The sequence below is a fragment of the Limnobacter sp. MED105 genome (assembly GCF_000170915.1).
Lineage (GTDB): Bacteria > Pseudomonadota > Gammaproteobacteria > Burkholderiales > Burkholderiaceae_B > Limnobacter.
The window spans coordinates 93560-111507 of the sequence record NZ_ABCT01000003.1 but is presented as its reverse complement, the minus strand read 5'-3'; the positions used below and the strand labels follow the sequence as shown (position 1 = coordinate 111507).

General features: G+C 52.0%; 15 protein-coding genes and 3 tRNA genes. 7 read left to right on the top strand and 11 right to left on the bottom strand.

Annotated features, from left to right (window positions below):
• The first annotated feature begins 69 nt into the window (after positions 1–69).
• Complete coding sequence (gene fur, locus LMED105_RS04520; protein WP_008248616.1) at positions 70–498, top strand: ferric iron uptake transcriptional regulator; 429 nt, start codon at positions 70–72, stop codon at positions 496–498.
• A gap of 2 nt (positions 499–500) precedes the next feature.
• On the opposite strand, the gene recN is transcribed toward fur, so the two are convergent.
• Entirely contained in the window at positions 501–2156 is a 1656-nt protein-coding gene (recN, locus tag LMED105_RS04515) for a DNA repair protein RecN (RefSeq protein WP_008248614.1), read from the bottom strand.
• The gene (locus LMED105_RS04510; RefSeq protein ID WP_008248612.1) at positions 2146–3099 is read right to left on the bottom strand and encodes an NAD(+)/NADH kinase; all 954 of its coding nucleotides are present in this window, start codon (positions 3097–3099) and stop codon (positions 2146–2148) included. Before LMED105_RS04510 ends, recN begins: the two co-directional genes overlap by 11 nt.
• A gap of 91 nt (positions 3100–3190) precedes the next feature.
• Here LMED105_RS04510 and hrcA point away from each other — a divergent pair, with 91 nt between their 5' ends.
• From hrcA to dnaJ, 5 genes are all read left to right on the top strand, one after another.
• Positions 3191–4207 (top strand): heat-inducible transcriptional repressor HrcA, encoded by a 1017-nt coding sequence (hrcA, locus tag LMED105_RS04505; RefSeq protein WP_040512382.1) that lies wholly within the window; start codon positions 3191–3193, stop codon positions 4205–4207.
• A 65-nt stretch (positions 4208–4272) separates the two neighbouring features.
• Positions 4273–5379, top strand: a complete 1107-nt coding sequence (gene hemH, locus LMED105_RS04500; RefSeq protein ID WP_008248608.1) for a ferrochelatase — start codon at positions 4273–4275, stop codon at positions 5377–5379.
• 133 nt (positions 5380–5512) lie between these two features.
• Positions 5513–6112 (top strand): nucleotide exchange factor GrpE, encoded by a 600-nt coding sequence (gene grpE, locus LMED105_RS04495; RefSeq protein WP_008248599.1) that lies wholly within the window; start codon positions 5513–5515, stop codon positions 6110–6112.
• Positions 6113–6224: 112 nt separating this feature from the next.
• The gene (gene dnaK, locus LMED105_RS04490) at positions 6225–8177 is read left to right on the top strand and encodes a molecular chaperone DnaK (RefSeq protein ID WP_008248598.1); all 1953 of its coding nucleotides are present in this window, start codon (positions 6225–6227) and stop codon (positions 8175–8177) included.
• Positions 8178–8322: 145 nt separating this feature from the next.
• Entirely contained in the window at positions 8323–9450 is a 1128-nt protein-coding gene (dnaJ, locus tag LMED105_RS04485) for a molecular chaperone DnaJ (protein ID WP_008248596.1), read from the top strand.
• A 463-nt stretch (positions 9451–9913) separates the two neighbouring features.
• Here the strand turns inward: dnaJ and LMED105_RS04480 are convergent, their stop codons facing one another.
• The 9 genes from LMED105_RS04480 to LMED105_RS16135 all read right to left on the bottom strand — a co-directional run bounded on the left by LMED105_RS04480 (position 9914) and on the right by LMED105_RS16135 (position 16891).
• Positions 9914–10792: a ScpA family protein gene (locus LMED105_RS04480; protein ID WP_008248594.1), complete on the bottom strand. Its 879-nt coding sequence runs from the start codon at positions 10790–10792 to the stop codon at positions 9914–9916.
• A gap of 12 nt (positions 10793–10804) precedes the next feature.
• The gene (locus LMED105_RS04475) at positions 10805–10987 is read right to left on the bottom strand and encodes a DUF3460 family protein (RefSeq protein ID WP_008248586.1); all 183 of its coding nucleotides are present in this window, start codon (positions 10985–10987) and stop codon (positions 10805–10807) included.
• A 45-nt stretch (positions 10988–11032) separates the two neighbouring features.
• Positions 11033–12739 (bottom strand): SulP family inorganic anion transporter, encoded by a 1707-nt coding sequence (locus LMED105_RS04470; protein WP_008248581.1) that lies wholly within the window; start codon positions 12737–12739, stop codon positions 11033–11035.
• Between the two features lie 9 nt (positions 12740–12748).
• On the bottom strand, positions 12749–14824 hold the full coding sequence (gene metG / locus LMED105_RS04465; RefSeq protein WP_008248580.1) for a methionine--tRNA ligase: 2076 nt from the start codon (positions 14822–14824) through the stop codon (positions 12749–12751).
• Between the two features lie 76 nt (positions 14825–14900).
• Positions 14901–14993, bottom strand: a tRNA-Leu gene (locus LMED105_RS04460).
• Positions 14994–15009: 16 nt separating this feature from the next.
• Positions 15010–15083, bottom strand: a tRNA-Cys gene (locus LMED105_RS04455).
• A gap of 66 nt (positions 15084–15149) precedes the next feature.
• Positions 15150–15225 (bottom strand) — tRNA-Gly (locus LMED105_RS04450).
• 163 nt (positions 15226–15388) lie between these two features.
• A complete protein-coding gene (gene queC, locus LMED105_RS04445) occupies positions 15389–16093 on the bottom strand; it encodes a 7-cyano-7-deazaguanine synthase QueC (RefSeq protein ID WP_008248579.1) in 705 nt (234 codons plus the stop codon).
• Positions 16094–16204: 111 nt separating this feature from the next.
• Positions 16205–16891: a response regulator transcription factor gene (locus LMED105_RS16135; protein ID WP_008248578.1), complete on the bottom strand. Its 687-nt coding sequence runs from the start codon at positions 16889–16891 to the stop codon at positions 16205–16207.
• Positions 16892–17308: 417 nt separating this feature from the next.
• Between LMED105_RS16135 and LMED105_RS04435 the strand changes: the two genes are divergently transcribed.
• Positions 17309–17944 (top strand): RNA polymerase sigma factor, encoded by a 636-nt coding sequence (locus LMED105_RS04435; RefSeq protein ID WP_255348726.1) that lies wholly within the window; start codon positions 17309–17311, stop codon positions 17942–17944.
• Positions 17945–17948: the final 4 nt, after the last annotated feature.

Genomic DNA, 17948 nt, shown 5'->3' with positions numbered 1-17948 from the left:
AACATGTCCTGCAAAGGCGTTATCATAAGCTACTTGAACTCGATTAAGCCTCAGAATGGTACCAAACTCATGACTACAGCAACGGATCTCAAAAGCATTGGTTTAAAGGCAACGCTGCCACGAATGAAAATTCTGGAGTTGTTCCAGAGCGGGCAACACCGTCACCTCAGTGCTGAAGACGTTTACAAACTGTTGCTTCAAGAAGACCTAGACATTGGCTTGGCCACTGTTTACCGGGTTTTAACGCAGTTTGAACAAGCTGGTTTACTGGCACGCCAACACTTTGAGACCGGAAAGTCTGTGTTTGAGCTGAATGAAGGGGCTCACCATGACCATTTGGTGTGCGTGCAGTGCGGCAAAGTAGTGGAGTTTTTTGACGAAGAAATTGAGCGTCGCCAAAAAATGATTGCCAAAGACCGAGGGTTTGAACTCCACGATCATGCACTTTCTCTTTATGGCTCCTGCACCAAAAAAGACTGCGAAAACAAACGAAAATAAATTTAACTGTTTGCCGAGGCAATCATTTCATGCGCCGCAGTGCGTGTGGCCTCGGTGATCACCTGCCCGCCCAGCATTCTTGCAATTTCTTCTACTCGCGCCTTTGACTCCAATTGCACAATTTTTGAGCGTGTTGTTTGCGCTGAAATGTCTTTGCTGACCTGAAAATGGTTGTGGCCTTGGGCCGCTACTTGAGGCAGGTGGGTTACGCACAGCACCTGTTTATTCGCGGCCAACAGGCGAAGGTAACGCCCCACGGTTTCAGCAACTGCGCCGCCAATGCCGCTATCAACCTCGTCGAAAATCAGGGTAGGTACCGGTGTGCTTTCAACGGTATTAACTGTAATCGCCAGGCTGATGCGTGCAAGTTCGCCACCCGAGGCCACTTTTTGAATGGCTTGAGGTGTAACCCCAGGGTGCCCTGCCACGCGGAATTCAATGGTGTCGCTGCCCTTGGCTGATGGTTCGCTCCCAGACACATCCACGACAAACACACCACCCTGCATGCTGAGTGTTTGCATAGATTCTGTGACTCGTTTTGACAAGGCCTGGGCAGCTTTCTTGCGAGCCGTTGTGAGCAGTTCGGCTTGTGTTTCATAGGCTTGCCGCGCGCTGGTCAGTTCTTTCTGAAGCTTTTCAACATCAAAACCTTCCTCAAGCCCTTTGATTTCGGCTTGTACACTCTCCATTTCTGTGTGCAGTGTTTCGGGCTGAATGCGCAGTTTGCGAGCAGTTTCATGCCAAAGCGACATGCGCGCTTCCACTTCAGCCAGTGTGTCGGGGTCAAGGTCGTTGTGTTTCAGGTAGTTGCCCAGATCGTAGCTGGCCTCCCGAATTAATATTTCGCCCTCAGACAATGTTTTCACAACACCTTCGAGTGCAGGGTCGCGGGTACTGAGGTGACTGAGCTTCTCGATCACTTGGGTCAATTGATCAAGCAGGGCGTTTTCATTTTGCGACAACACATCACTTGCATGCTGTGTGCCTTCGATCAATTCAGCGCCATGGCTTAAACGGTCGAAGTCATTGCTCAAAGTTTCCCATTCGCCCGCTTTGGGGGCTACTTTGCTCAGCGAGTCCAGTTTCCACTGCAAGTTTTCAAGCCGCGCGGCCCGGTCCTCTTGGCTGCTTTGGGCCTGTTTCAGGGCTTTTTCAGAATTCCTCAATCGGGAATAAGTTTGGGTTGTGGCCTGAATCAGGGCGTTGTGTTGACCGAAGTCGTCCAATAAGCGCAGTTGTTCCCCGGGCTTTGCCAGCGTTTGAAAAGCATGTTGCCCATGAATGTCGATCAGGGTTTCAGACAATTCTTTCAGGGTGCTGGCAGGTACAGGTGTGCCGTTGATGTAGGCTTTTGACCGGCCATTCGATTCGATGGCGCGTCGCAAGTGCATCTCGCCCTCGCTGCAATCAATCGATTGCTCATCGAGTATGGCTTTGGCAGCTGGGTTCAGTTCGAACACTGCAGTAATGTTGGCGCGTTCGCAACCTTCCCGAACTTGCGAGGCGTCGGCACGCGCACCCAGGCACAGCGACAGCGCGTCAATCAAAATGGATTTGCCAGCGCCGGTTTCGCCGGACAGCACTGACATACCGGGTGCGAAATGCAAGTCGAGCTTGTCGACAATAACAAAATCTTGAATGGTCAAACTACTTAGCATGGCCGCTGTCTCTGAGTCCTCGAGTTTTATGGGGAGCTTCTGTGGGGCTTGCACTCCAGTGCAGTTTTTGCCTCAGCATGGCGAAGTAATCATAGCGTTCCGGATGCAAAAGCTGGATTGGGTGTGGTGACACCCTGATCCGTATTTGGTCACCCACTTTGGCGCGGCCATTGAACTGCATGTCAAAGTGCACGCCGGTTTGCTTGCCGCCGGTGACATGAATATCGATGGTGCTGTGTTGGGGCAACGCAATTGGCCGGTTTGTAAGCGCATGCGGGGCCACTGGCACAATCAGCAAGCCAGCCAGACTGGGGTGCAAAATTGGGCCATCGGCCGACAAGGCGTAGGCCGTTGAACCAGTGGGCGTGGAAATAATCAGACCGTCTGCGCGCAGGTCATACATGAATGTGCCGTCTACCTCCACGCGCAGTTCAACCATACCGCCCACAATGCCACGGCTGATCACGATGTCGTTCAGGGCAATGTGATTTTCTACCACTTTGCCCTGTCGCAAAATTTGACCTTCAAGGTAAGCCCGGTTTTCCGAGACCGATTGACCGTTGATGGTGTCTATCAGGGTGGGGTTGATGTCGTCCAGGCGAATGTCGGTGAGAAAACCCAAGCGGCCTTGGTTAATGCCAATCAAGGGAATGTTGGAATCTGCCAATTCACGGGCTGTACCCAAAAAAGTACCATCACCGCCGATGATCACTGCGATTTTTGCTTTTTTCTTGATCAGGGCCAAATTCGCAAACTCAAAGTTGCTGTGGTCACATTCTGGTTTTGATTGTTTGGAAGAACCGCTGCTCAACATGGAATCGCACACCAGTACATGAAAGGCGTTGGCGGCCAGCAGGTCAACCACACTTCGCCAAATGGCCTGTTTTGGGGAGGCGCCATGTTTGGCAAACACAGCAATGCACATCCCTTTCTGTTTCGGCATTCTTGATTCCCTGTTTTTGTCGTAAAGTGAAGCCTTGGTTTCAATCCTAAGCCCAATCGTATCGCAACACGCATTTGAAGTGACATTGATGATAGACGAACGCGCCCGTTCCATATTGAAAACATTGGTTGAAAGGTACATCACAGAGGGCAACCCGGTGGGTTCCAGGGCTTTGTCCAGGTATTCGACTCTGGATTTGAGTCCGGCCACTATTCGAAACGTGATGGCCGATCTCGAAGAGTTGCGGCTGGTGGTTTCCCCACACACCTCGGCAGGCCGTGTGCCCACTCCGCAGGGATACCGTATGTTTGTGGACTCGCTGCTCACTGTGAAGCCTTTGGCAATCGATGTTCAAACGGCATTGAGTGGTGGTATTCAACGTGAGGACCCTAATCGTGTGTTGAACAAGGCGGTGAACCTGCTTTCGAGTTTGTCGTCGTTCGCAGGGGTGATCACTGCGCCGAAAAAGGCGGCTCTGTTTCGACATGTGGAGTTTTTGAGCCTCTCAGACCGAAAAGTATTGTTGATTATTGTGACGCCCGATGGTGATGTGCAAAACCGGATCCTGATTGTCGAGAAGCCTTACACGCAAAGTGAATTGACCATGGCTGCAAATTTTTTCAACCAGCATTTTGCGGGTTTGAGTTTTCAGCAGGCCAAGCAAAGGTTGTCGGAGGAGTTGCACCAAATCAGTCAGGATATTAGTAAGTTGATGCAGGCTGCGGTCAATGCGGGCACAGAGGCCGAGGAAAGTCAGGCCGATGGGGTACTGTTGTCGGGCGAGCGAAAACTGCTGGATGTGTCAGATTTATCGACTGACATGGAGCGACTGAAAAAAATGTTCGGTGTGTTTGAGCAACGCACCGCGTTGCTGCGCCTGCTTGAAAGCTCCAACAGGGCCGAAGGTGTGCAAATTTTTATTGGTGGTGACTCCAGCCTGGTGCCCATGGAAGAGATGAGCGTGATTTCGGCGCCCTACCATGTGAACGGCGAGGTGGTGGGTACTTTGGGTGTGATTGGTCCCACACGCATGGCTTACGAGCGACTGATTCCTATTGTTGACATTACATCGAAGCTGGTTTCTTCGGCTTTGTCGGATCCGGAGTAGGGTAAGCCTCCCCGGCGGCCAGCTTTGGGTATACTTTCAGGCTTGATGTTCACTAGGTAGTATCCATGCGCACGGAAGCCCCATTTCGTCACGGCACGCCGCAGAAAACGGCGGTCTTACTTGTTAACCTTGGCACACCTGACAATGCAGATACTCCGTCATTGAGACGTTATCTGAAGGAGTTTTTGTCAGACCCACGTGTAGTTGAAATTCCCAAGCTGGTTTGGTGGATTATTTTGAACTGCATTATTTTGCAGATTCGCCCCAAGAAGTCAGCGGCCAAATACGCCACGGTATGGACCGATGAAGGTTCACCCTTGATGGCAATCGGCAAGCGGCAGGTTCGGGTTTTGTCGGAAGCATTCAAGGTCCGTCGCTGGGATGTTCGTGTCGAGTTGGCCATGCGTTACGGCAACCCCTCGGTGGCCAGCCGAATGGATCAGCTTCGCAAAGACGGATACGACCGGGTCTTGGTATTTCCGCTTTACCCGCAATACGCTGCCGCGACGACTGCCTCAGTGTTTGATGCTGTTTTTGACTGGGCCAAGCCCGTACGAAACATTCCTGAACTTCGTTTGGTGAAGCATTACCATGATCACCCGGCCTATATTCACGCCTTGGCTGAAAGTGTGCGCAAGCACTGGCAAGCCCATGGCAAGCCCAATTTTGATCAGGGCGATGTGTTGTTGTTCAGTTTTCATGGTGTGCCTGAAATGACATTGCTCAAAGGCGACCCCTACCATTGCGAGTGTCACAAGACTGCGCGCCTGTTGGGCGAGGAATTGGGGCTGCAAAAAGGCAATTACCGGGTTACGTTCCAAAGTCGGTTCGGCAAGGCCAAATGGCTGGAGCCTTACACGGATAAAACCCTGGAAGCCTTGGGGCAGGCCGGCACCAAGCGCATTGATGTGATGTGCCCGGGTTTTATGGCCGACTGCCTTGAAACCCTTGAGGAAATTAATCAGGAAGGCCGCGAAGACTTTCAGCATGCGGGTGGCGGCGAGTTTCATTACATTGCTTGCCTGAATGACAGTGAACTGGCGGCAGCCATGCTGTCTGAAATTACTGCGCAGCACATGCAGGGCTGGCCAGTCGACATGGGTTACGAAGAGTCCATGGCACAGGAACTGGCCGAGAGTCGAAAATTGGCGCTTGAAATGGGCGCGCAATAAGTTTCTGCCAACAATTCTGCGTAATTCTATTTTTGGGGCTTGAATTTTCCGTTCATGCCCCAATTTACCGCCAAGAGTAGGGGCGACGGGTAAAGGCCTGTCGCCTCTTTTGAATTTTAATGGAGGAAAAGACATGTCAGAACCCACTGGAAAGCCGGCTACAGACGAACAAACGTCTGCCCAGGCACCAGAAGGTCAGCAGCAAGGCGCGCAGACCCAAAACGAAACCGAGCAGGCTGTTCAGCAAGAAGCGCCCCAAGATGAAATTTCCGTACTGAAGGCGGCATTGGAAAATGCACACCATGAAGTTGAGAAATCCAAGGAGGTGTACTTGCGCCTGGCCGCTGACATGGAAAACCTTCGCCGCCGAACGCAAGAAGATGTTGCCAAGGCGCACAAGTACGCAATTGAATCCTTTGCTGAATCCTTGGTGCCTGTTCGGGACAGTCTTGAAATGGCACTGGCCGTAGAAAACCAGACTCCGGAAGCATTGAAAGATGGCGTTGCTGCAACCCTGCGTCAGCTGGAAGCCGCATTTGAGCGTGGCAAGGTCGTAGTGCTGAACCCTGTGGGCGAAAAGTTTAATCCCAACCAGCACCAGGCGGTGGCCATGGTGCCAGGCGATTCAGTTGATCCTGCTGTGGCATCCAACCATGTAGTGGCAGTGCTGCAAAAAGGTTATTTGATCAATGACCGCGTGCTTCGACCTGCTTTGGTGTCGGTTGCGCAGTAATTGGTGCAATAAATTTTGGCAAATGGGTTGAAAGACCCCTTGAACTGAAGGGCTTTAGCCCCATATCAGACCTAACCGAATATTACTGAATTTAGAAATCACGGAGAAATTCATGGGAAAGATTATTGGCATTGACTTGGGTACCACCAATTCTTGCGTTGCTGTGTTTGAAGGCGGTGGCTACAAAGTGATCGAGAACTCGGAAGGTGCGCGTACTACCCCTTCGATTATCGCTTACATGGAAGATGGCGAAATTCTGGTGGGTGCGCCTGCCAAGCGCCAGGCTGTGACCAACCCCAAGAACACCTTGTATGCAGTGAAGCGTTTGATCGGCCGCAAGTTTGAAGACGCTGAAGTGCAGAAAGACATCGACATGATGCCCTTCACCATCATGAAGGCTGACAATGGCGATGCATGGGTTGGCGTGCGCGACCAGAAATTGGCACCACCACAAGTGTCAGCCGAAGTGCTGCGCAAGATGAAGAAAACCGCAGAGGACTACCTGGGTGAAGAAGTAACCGAGGCCGTGATTACCGTGCCTGCTTACTTCAACGACAGCCAGCGTCAGGCCACGAAAGATGCAGGCCGCATTGCCGGTCTGGATGTAAAGCGCATTATCAACGAGCCTACTGCTGCCGCATTGGCGTTTGGTATGGACAAGGCCGAAAAGGGCGACCGCAAAATTGCCGTATACGACTTGGGCGGCGGCACCTTCGACGTGTCGATTATCGAAATCGCTGACATTGACGGCGAGAAGCAGTTTGAAGTGCTGTCCACCAACGGCGACACTTTCCTGGGTGGTGAAGACTTTGACCAGCGCATCATCGACCATATCATCGACGAGTTCAAAAAGAACAATGGCGTTGATTTGTCAAAAGACCCAATCGCTTTGCAGCGTATCAAGGCTGCTGCCGAGCGCGCGAAAATTGAATTGTCTTCTTCACAGCAAACCGAAATCAACGAGCCCTACATTGCGATGGCCAACGGCGCACCTGTGCACTTGACCACCAAGCTGAGCCGTTCCAAGTTGGAAGCGTTGGTTGAAGACTTGATCAGCCGCACTGTAGAGCCCATGAAAATGGCCTTGAAAGACGCAGGTGTATCTACGTCACAAATTGACGACATTATTTTGGTGGGCGGTATGACCCGCATGCCCAAAGTACAGGAAGCCGTCAAGAACTTCTTTGGCAAAGAGCCGCGTAAAGACGTGAACCCCGACGAAGCAGTGGCCGCTGGCGCAGCAATTCAGGGTTCCGTATTGAGTGGCGACCGCAAAGACGTGTTGCTGCTGGACGTGTCACCGTTGTCCTTGGGTATTGAAACCATGGGTGGCGTGATGACCAAGATGATCGAAAAGAACACGACCATCCCGACCAAGTTCAGCCAGGTGTTTTCAACTGCCGATGACAATCAACCTGCTGTGACCATCAAGGTGTATCAGGGCGAGCGTCAAATGGCCAACGACAACAAGAGCCTGGGTGAATTCAACCTGGAAGGTATTCCACCCGCGCCACGTGGCGTACCGCAGATTGAAGTGACCTTTGACATTGACGCGAACGGCATTTTGCATGTGTCAGCAAAAGACAAAGGCACAGGCAAAGAGAACAAGATTGTGATCAAGGCCAACTCTGGTTTGAGTGAAGACGAGATCCAGAAAATGGTGAAAGACGCTGAAGCCAATGCGGCAGATGACGCCAAGCGCCGTGAACTGGCTGAAGCCAAGAACCAGGCTGATGCATTGGTGCACAGCACCCGCAAATCGCTGGGTGAGTATGGCGACAAGCTGGAAGCTGGTGAGAAGGAAAAAATTGAAGCGGCTTGCAAGGCTTTGGAAGAGGCAGCCAAGGGCGAAGACAAAGACGCCATTGATGCCCGCACCAAGGAGTTGGCCGAGTCAGCCCAGAAGTTGGGTGAGAAGATGTACGCCGACATGCAGGCACAACAAGCTGCAGAAGGTGCTGCAGCAGGTGCAAACCCGGGCGGCGCCGAGCAGCAGTCTTCTTCCAAGAAAGACGATGCAGACGACGTAGTGGATGCAGACTTCAAGGAAGTGAAAGACAAGTAATGTTGGCAGCGAGGCGCCCCTGCGGGCGTTTCGCCAAAAACCAAGGGCACACTGGTTGGCTGCATATTTTGCAGTTTTTCAGTGAAGCCCTTTTTGTACGAATAAAAGCAGTGTTTCGCGAACAGCTGCATGAATTGAGACTGACATGGCAAAACGGGACTTCTACGAGATTTTGGGTGTACAAAAAAACGCCACAGACGATGAGCTGAAAAAAGCCTATCGAAAAATGGCTATGAAGTATCACCCCGATCGCAACCCAGACAGCAAGGATGCGGAGGCCAAATTCAAAGAGGCCAAAGAAGCCTACGAGATGCTGACCGACCCCAAGAAGCGTGCGGCCTACGACAGGCACGGCCATGCGGGTGTGGATCCGAATATGGGTGGTGGCGGTGCCGGTGGTTTCTCCGATTTCTCGGACGCTTTTGGCGATATTTTCGGGGACATTTTTGGTGGACGTGCCGGCGGCGGTGGTTCTCGCCAGTCGCAGATGTACCGTGGTTCCGACCTGAAGTACAACATGGAAATTACGCTGGAACAGGCGGCCAAGGGCTTTGATACCCAAATCCGTGTACCGGTGTGGGACAACTGCGGTACATGCTCCGGCAGTGGTGCCAAGCCAGGTACCAAGCCTGAAACCTGTTCAACCTGTGGTGGATCGGGTGCGGTGCGCATGACCCAGGGGTTTTTCAGCGTGCAGCAAACCTGTCCGAAGTGCCATGGCACCGGCAAGATGATTCCGCACCCGTGCCACGACTGTGAAGGTTTGGGTCGCAAGAAAACCAACAAAACACTTGAAGTGAAGGTGCCTGCCGGGATTGACGACGGCATGCGTATCCGCTTGAGCGGCAAGGGCGAGCCGGGTGTCAATGGTGGCCCTGCTGGCGATTTGTATGTCGAAGTGCACTTGAAAGAACACGCGGTTTTCCAGCGTGACGGTGATGACCTGCATTGCGAAATGCCGGTTTCATTTGCGGCCGCTGCACTGGGTGGAACAATCGAGGTGCCCACCTTGGGTGGCAAAGCATCGTTTGATATTCCCGAAGGCACACAAACCGGTAAAACATTCCGCTTGCGTGGCAAGGGTATCAAGGGAGTGCGTTCATCCTACCCAGGTGATTTGTTCTGCCACATTGTGGTGGAAACACCGGTACGTTTGTCTGAGCGTCAAAAAGAACTGCTGAAAGAGTTTGAGCAGTCTTGTACGGCCGATGGCGACAAGCATTCGCCACGGGCGAAGGGCTGGATGGACAAAGTGAAGGACTTCTTCGGCTGAATGCGATTTAGTGATTGGTGACTCGCAGCGCGTCACTCATTCTGCCTTGATCAAGTCGAATTCCCCGGTGTTGAATCTTGCTCGGGGCATGCGAAACACCAAAGGTGTGTTCGCATCGACCTTGCAGGTCGCCCCTCGCTGCGAATCAAACCGGGCGACTTGATCTGAATCGGCAGAATGATGTAACGCTGCTCCAAAGCTTCACCGCATCTCAACTCCGTCCGTGGCATTCGCGAAGTTCGCTTTGCCGTCTCTCCGCCTTCAAGAAAGCCTGCCCGTTTGAATTCACACGCCATGTTCGGCTGCAAGCCGACACCAAGTCTTGGCCAGCTTTTTTGCCAAGCTTGGTGAGTCAGTGTGAATTTCAAAAAGGGGGTATTCAGGCTTTCTGGCGGAGGAGGGCATGCGACTTTGCGAATGCCATCAAGCCAAGTTTATTCCTGCCAATTGGCACTTGCGTGCCTTAAACCGGAACGATGCTATCTGCCCCAGTACCGCCCGTGGCTTCATACCCCAATCGCACATAGATGGGCGCAAACGGCTCGGCCTGGGTTACTTTCACCAAGCCCTCGCGGGTCAGTTCCAGCATGGCGATAAAGTTGACAACGACTACCGGCACACCACGTTCAATGTCGAACATGTCAAAAAACTCAACAAACTTTTGGGTTTGAAGGCGGCGTAAAATCATGGTCATGTGTTCACGCACCGACAATTCTTCTCGAGAAATGGTGTGCGCCTTGACCAGTGACGCGCGGCGCAAAATGGCCTGCCAGGCGTCGCGCAGTTCTTCCGGATTCACATCAGGGAAGCGTTCAACGGTGTTCGGGTCGTGAAAGGCGTGAGCAATCCAGAAGTCCCGACCCACCAGTGGCACCTTGTCGAGCTCTTGGGCCGCCAGCTTCATTTGTTCGTATTCAATCAATCGGCGGGCGAGTTCGGCTCGCGGGTCTTCCGCTTCTTCCTCGCCATCCTTGGGTATCACCGGCAACAGCATGCGTGATTTGATCTCGATCAGCATGGCGGCCATGAGCAGGTATTCAGCGGCCAGCTCAAGGTTGCGGGTGCGAATTTCTTCAATGTAGGTGAGGTACTGGCGGGTCAGTTCCGCCATGGGAATATCGAGAATATTGAAGTTTTGTTTGCGAATGAGATAGAGCAGCAGGTCCAGTGGGCCTTCAAAAGCCTCTAAAAATACCTCCAATGCATCGGGTGGTATGTAAAGGTCTTTGGGCATGTTGAACAACGGGGCGCCGTACAGCCGTGCCAAACCAACACCATCCACCGTGTCGGGGGTGCTGTCGTTTGGGTTCAGTACGCTGATGTCGTCGAGTTCGCTGCTCAAAGTGGCTGCACTTTATTTGCTTTGATACACATAAGGCTTTTGTGCAACTTTGGCTTCTTTGAAGCCCTCTTGAAGTTTCTTGTCCAGTTGCTTGTCCCACAGCAGGGCCCGGCCTTTTTGCTGCTCATTTTCAAGGTGGGGGCGTTCATTCTTGAGTTGGACCAGAAACTGGGTTGCTTCAGATTCGTATTGCATGGTGTCGTGCCAAATAAATGGTTTAAAAGGATATTTTCTATTTTATCAGGCGCCAGCCTGATCCTCGACGGAAATTGCTTGGGCGTGTGCCATTGCCGCGGAAAAGTCATCCTGTATTTGCCAAGCTTGGAGCTGGGCCGCAAAACCACTGCGTTTGAACAGGGACAGGGCTTGACTGTTCAGGCCGCAAAATATCAGTGTATGGCCCGCACGCTGCAGTTCCGAATTCAATTCCTCCAGGCATTCCAGCGCGGTGGTGTCAATTGAAATGGTTTGGTGAAGGTCGAGAATCAATATTTTGGTCGATTTTCCGGTGTTCAGAATCAGGTTTTCAATTTTCCCCACCACTGCAAAAAACAGGGAGCCATAAATTTTATAGGCCGCAATTCCTCGTGCCCTGTCTTCGTCTTTCAGGTAAACCGGAATGAATTCTGTGAGGGTTGAAACCCGGTAGATAAAAAATACGCCTGCCAATACCAAGCCCACCTGAACTGCAACCGTAAGGTCGACAATCACTGTGAGAAGGAAAGTGGCCAACATGATGACCCTGTACACGGTGGTGTACTGCTTTAATTTTGGGAATTCACGCCATTCACCCATGTTGTAGGCCACGAACATCAAAACGGCCGAGAGCACTGCCAATGGAATGTGAAACGCCAGTGGTGCGGCGACCAGCATGATGATCAACAGCACCAATGCGTGAATGATTCCGGCCACAGGGGAGTTTCCACCTGAACGGATATTGGTGACTGTGCGGGCGATGGTGCCCGTGGCCGGCATGCCGCCGAACAGGGGAGAGGCGATATTGGCCAAACCTTGGGCCATCAATTCCTGGTTGGGGTCGTGTTTCTCATGGGTAATGCCGTCGGCCACACGCGCGCACAACAGCGATTCGATGGCGCACAGAAATGCAATGGTCAAGGTGGGGCCAATTAGCGTTTGAACGCTGGCCAACTCGATGGACGGCAGGGTCAACGTTGGAAGGCTGCGTGGAATTTCGCCAAATTTGCTGCCGATGGTTTCAATGTCAAGCCCAAGAATGTAGGCAGCCAGGGTGCCAGCAACCAGCAATATCACAGAGCCGGGAACACTTTGAAGAATTTTCGGAAACGTGCCTTCAGAGTGTTCTTTGCTGAGCACAGCAAACAATTTGGGCCATAGAAAAAGGAACGCGAGGCTTATGCTGGCAAGCGCGAATGCAGACCAATTGAGGCCAGGAATAGCCTGCAGCAAGGCCCAGTTCTTTTCAAAAAAATTGCCTTGGGTCACATCAATGTTCAAACCAAAGAAATCTTTGATTTGAGACAGTGCAATTAATACCGCGATGCCGTTGGTAAAGCCGATCACAATGCTGACCGGTATGAGTCGCACCAGGCTTCCTAGGCCAGTCAAGCCCATGAGGAACAGTAGCCCCCCAGCCATCAGTGTGCAAACGATCAGGTTGGCTACGCCATATTGGTTGACGATGCCGAGCACCACCACGATAAATGCACCGGCAGGGCCGCCAATTTGAACGCTGGATCCGCCAAAGGCGGAGATGATGAAGCCCGCCACAATGGCGGTGAAAAGGCCGGTTTGTGGCTCAAGCCCGCTGGCAATTGCGAAGGCCATGGCCAACGGCAGCGCAACTACCCCTACGGTAATGCCTGCCCCCAGGTCTTTCAAAAAACGCTGGGAGTTGTATCCCTGCAAGCTGTCCACAATACGTGGTTTGAATGGCTTGAGCGTTTTCAGAAACTGGGGGGTGGCCATGTTTTCCTTTTAGCTGATTTTCATTCCTGGCGTAAGTTTGCCCAACGCTGTCAGGGTGCTTAATGCGGTGTCGTCATCCGATGCCGCACACAACACCATGCCTTCAGAAAGTCCAAATTTCATTTTGCGTGGTGCCAGGTTGGCCACCACCACAACGTACTGCCCTGTCAGTTGCTCTGCCTGATAGTGCGCAGCGATACCCGAAAAAATATTGCGTGGTTTTTCTTCGCCCAGATCGACCGTGAGTTGAAGTAATTTCGTGGAGCCTTCCACTGCCTTGCACTCTTTCACCAAACCAATTCGTAGGTCAATCTTGGTGAAGTCATCAATACTGATGTATTCGCCTGACGCGGTGCTTGCAACTGACGTGGCAGATTTTTTGGCGGCGGTTTTCACAGGGGATGCTGAAGTAGGCGCCAAAGATTGTTTGTTGGCGTCTATCAAAGCGTCGATTTGCTTTTGATCCACGCGCTGCATCAGGTGTTTGAATGCCTGCACAGGTGTCGCGCTGCTCAACGGAGTATTCACATCGGCCCAGGTCATTGGCGCGACACCCAAAATATTCTCGGCGTTGCCGGCCAGTACTGGCAGCACAGGTTTCAAATACAGGGTGAGCAAGCGGAACGCTTCAAGACAAATGGAACAAGCGGTTTGCAATTCAGCTTGCTTGTCCGGGTTCTTGGCCAATTCCCATGGCTTTTCCTGATCCACGTAGGCATTCACTTTGTCGGCGCAGGCCATGACTTCGCGAATGGCTTTGCCATATTCACGTTCGTCGTAATGTGCAGCAATTGCGGCAGCCTGTGCGCGAATGTCTGCGAGCAGCGGGTGTTGCATGGCGGAATCAAGTACGCGGCCTTCGAAGTTTTTCACCAGAAAACCCGCGCTTCGGCTTGCGATATTGATGTATTTGCCGACCAGGTCACTGTTCACGCGGGCGGTGAAATCTGAAAAACTCAGGTCCAGGTCTTCCATGGTGGAATTGAGTTTGGCCGCAAAGTAGTAGCGCAGCCATTCCGGGTTCAAGCCCTGTTGAATGAAGCTTTCGGCGGTAATAAACGTGCCGCGGCTTTTGCTCATTTTTGCGCCATCGACTGTCAAAAAGCCGTGTGCATTCACCTTGGTGGGCGTGCGCAAACCGGCAAACTGAAGCATCGCTGGCCAAAACAGGGCGTGGAAATACAGAATGTCTTTGCCGATGAAGTGAATCATCTCGGTGTTGGTGTCTGCTTTCAGAAATTCCTGATAGTCCACGCCGATTCGTTCACACAGATTCTGGAAGCTGGCGAAATAGCCTACAGGTGCATCCAGCCACACGTAGAAATATTTGCCGGGCGCATCTGGAATTTCGAAACCGAAGTAGGGTGCGTCGCGGGAAATGTCCCAGTCGGCCAGTTTGCCGCTGCCTTCTTCACCCAACCATTCCTGCATTTTGCGGCTGGCTTCCACCTGCAGGCGGCCTTCGCTTTGAGTCCATTGGCGAAGGAAATTTTCACAGCGCGGGTCTGAAAGCTTGAAGAAGTAATGGTCGGAGCTTTTGCGCACAGGGGCAGCACCAGACACTGTGGAGTAGGCGTTTTTCAGCTCAGTGGGCTGATAGGTGGCACCGCACACCTCGCATGAATCACCGTATTGGTCTTTCGCACCGCACTTTGGACACTCGCCCTTGATAAAGCGATCGGGCAAAAACATTTCCTTGACCGGATCATAGAACTGTTCAACCGAACGGGTTTGGATTAAACCCGCATCACGCAAGCGCGTGTAAATGGTCTCGCAATGGGCTTTGTTCTCGGGTGCGTTGGTGGAATAGTAGTTGTCAAAGCCCACATGGAAGCTGGCAAAGTCGCGTTGGTGTTCTGTGCTGACTCGAGCAATCAATTCTTCGGGGCTGATGCCCTCGGCTTGCGCACGCAACATGACTGGAGTGCCGTGGGTGTCATCGGCACACACGTAGTACACCTCGTTGCTTTGCATTTTCTGGAACCGAACCCAGATATCGGTCTGAATGTATTCGACCAAGTGGCCCAAGTGAATGGCACCGTTGGCATACGGCAAGGCAGAGGTAACAAGAATTCGGCGAGTCACGATGTTGTTCTTTGAGGTAGTTCTAGACGCAATGCGCTATTGTACGCGCGATTGTTTGTGTGAAGAGTGTTGCCTGTGGTGCCCGGGACCGGAATCGAACCGGTACGCCCCTTTTACGGTAAGCGACGGATTTTAAGTCCGTTGTGTCTACCAATTTCACCACCCGGGCTGATGGCTTGAAAACTTGGAGGCGGGGGTCGGAATCGAACCGGCGTACACGGAGTTGCAGTCCGCTGCATGACCACTCTGCCACCCCGCCAAGGGTGTTCCACCAAAATATGGCGGGCAAAGAAAAGGGGAAGTGTATCACTTCCCCTTAGGAATTTGGAGCGGGAAACGAGACTCGAACTCGCGACCTATACCTTGGCAAGGTATCGCTCTACCAACTGAGCTATTCCCGCATTTCAACAACTTGACGTCGTTGAGAGAACGAAATTATAGCAAGAAAAATTTTTGTGTCAAACGTTTTTGCAAAATAATTTCATTTATTTTCAGCTTGCTTAAAAGTTGTGCAAACCCAAGCCTGTTGCGGCTTTCGGCGGTGTTGCCCTTTTCTGTTTCAAGCTATTGATTCTGTTGCGAAATGTAGTTTTTCCAGCCACGTTTGCGCAAATCGCAGGCTGGGCATTCACCACATCCAAAACCCCAGTCGTGTTCGTGGCTGCGGTCGCCGGTGTAGCAGGTGTGAGTGTCGCGAACAATAATTTCGAGTAATTTTTTGCCGCCCAGTTGCTCGCCCAGCTGAAACGTTTCCATTTTGTCGATCCACATGAGTGGGGTTTCAAAACGAAAGGTGCTGGCCATACCCAGGTTGGTGGCCACTTGCAGTGCTTTCAGCGTGTCTTCCCGACAATCGGGGTAACCTGAAAAATCGGTTTGGCACATGCCACCCACTAGCGTCGATAGACCCCTGCGGTAAGCCACCGCCGATGAAATCAAAAAGAAAACCAGATTGCGGCCCGGCACAAATGTGTTCGGCAAGCCGTTTTCATTCAACTCGATTTCGCGCTCTTCGGTCAGCGCACAATCAGATATTTGCCCCAGCCAGCTGAGGTCAATCACTCGGTCTTCGCCAAGCTTGTATGCCCATTCTGGAAATTGTTCGCGCACCCGGTCCAGTACGGTCAGTCTGCATTCGAGTTCGATGCGATGACGTTGCCCGTAGTCAAAACCAATTGTTTCGACGTGCTCGAATTTGGAAAGTGCCCAAGCCAGACAAACTGTGCTGTCTTGCCCGCCGGAAAACAGCACTAGAGCTTTTTTATTCATGTTTGATGGAGGGTGAGTTGCACTAAACCGCTATTTTAGCCGCACAAACAAAAAACCCCGCAATGCTGCGGGGTTTTAATCGGCCGTTGTTTCGGTTTGCTGCACTAACTTTTAGCTGGCCATGCCTGCAGAAATTGCATACTTCACCAGTTGAACACTTGAGTCCAGGTTAAGCTTTTGCAGCAACCTTGCGCGATAGGCGTCGATGGTGCGTGGTGAAACCTTCAACAATTCAGCGATTTCGCGGCGGGGGCGGCCTTGAGCGATCAAGGTGAGCACCTGACGTTCGCGACGTGTCAATTGCGCACCTTCGTCTTGGTCGGCGAGCGGATTAATCTGATTGCCCAGGTTTTGCTGCTCAGGAGAACCGTAGGAAGAGGTTGATTTGTTATTCACCAGTTCAGGGGCCACATATCGCGCGCCCGCAGCAACCGTATCGATAGCCTCGCGAAGCGTTTCCACCGACGACTGACGACCCACGCAGGCCCATACGCCCGGTTTGAACGCCATAGCCAGAATGTCTTGGGCGCTACCTTCGCACACCAGCACTACTCGAACATCGGAATAACTAGCGCCTATGTGTTGAACCACCACTTCTCCGTGCCTGTTGCCCTTTTCAATGGTGATCACCACGATTCGGGTCTCTGCGCTGGCCAGGTGATTGTCTATTTCCTCAAGGGTTGTCCGGTTGGTGACGAACATGGGCTGAAGGCTGATTGTTCTGCCCGGGGGCGTGCTTTGAATGCCCGTTTCGCGGGGCGTTAATGGTCGACCTGCCAAGCCCTTTTCATTCTTCATAGTCCCACCCATGTGTGGCTGGCTTGGCCAGCTCGGTATTAAGGTCATTGTTTGCCCCGCGATTAAGTAGTTCGGTGTAATCCTTATTCGATTTGTACTTCAGGCGATAAATTTTGGATTCAATGGTTGTGTAGGTAATTTCAAGCGGGTTAATTACTTTTGGGGGGATTGCATTTCGACTGACTATGTAAGCAAATAGACAGTACAAGTACTGTTCTGGAATCGGAACTTTTGCTAGTATCCCTTAGCTAGGGGATACTTAAGAGTTACATCCCCCTTGGTTGGGTGGCCCTATTCAGTGGTTTGAGCAGTAAAACTTGGCCTTTTTGACGAAACCAAAGTCCAGCTCGACTGTAAATTGACAGTATCAGGACGTATCAAACACACACAGATGACTTCATCTCGGGGACAGCCAGGTTGAGAGAAGAGCTTGCTTCTTTAATTGAACGAATTGCAAATCGCGATCGAAAGGCGTTTGAGGAGTTATATCAGCTCACGTCTCGAAAGATGTTTGCGGTCGCGTTGCGCATAGTTCGGGAACCCGGTCTGGCCCAAGACGTGCTTCAGGACGCCTACATACGCCTTTGGCGATACGCCCATACCTTCAACAACAAGCTTTCCGCGCCTGAAACCTGGTTGCACCAAGTGGTGAGAAACAGGGCGCTTGATTTGATCGCCCAGCAAAGCCATACCGTGAATTCGATTTCCCTGGATCAGTTTTCTGACCAGGACGATGAACCCAATGAATTGGTGTTCGAGGCCCACTCAACCAGCAGTGATGACAAGGAAACCAGTCGGGTGATGCAAGCCTGCGTGCAGCGCCTTGATGGAAAATACCGTCAGGTTCTCACATTGGCTTACACCCATGGCATGAGCCATGCAGAAATATCTGAGCATCTGGATGTGCCATTGGGAACTGTTAAAACTTGGGTTCGCAGGGGTTTGATTGAATTGAAAACCGTATACGACGAATTTCAATCCGAAGGTTTGGCCTCTATGGCCGCGAGCAATTCGCGACGCCAGGATGCCGAGCAATCCGGATACATGGCATAAGGGG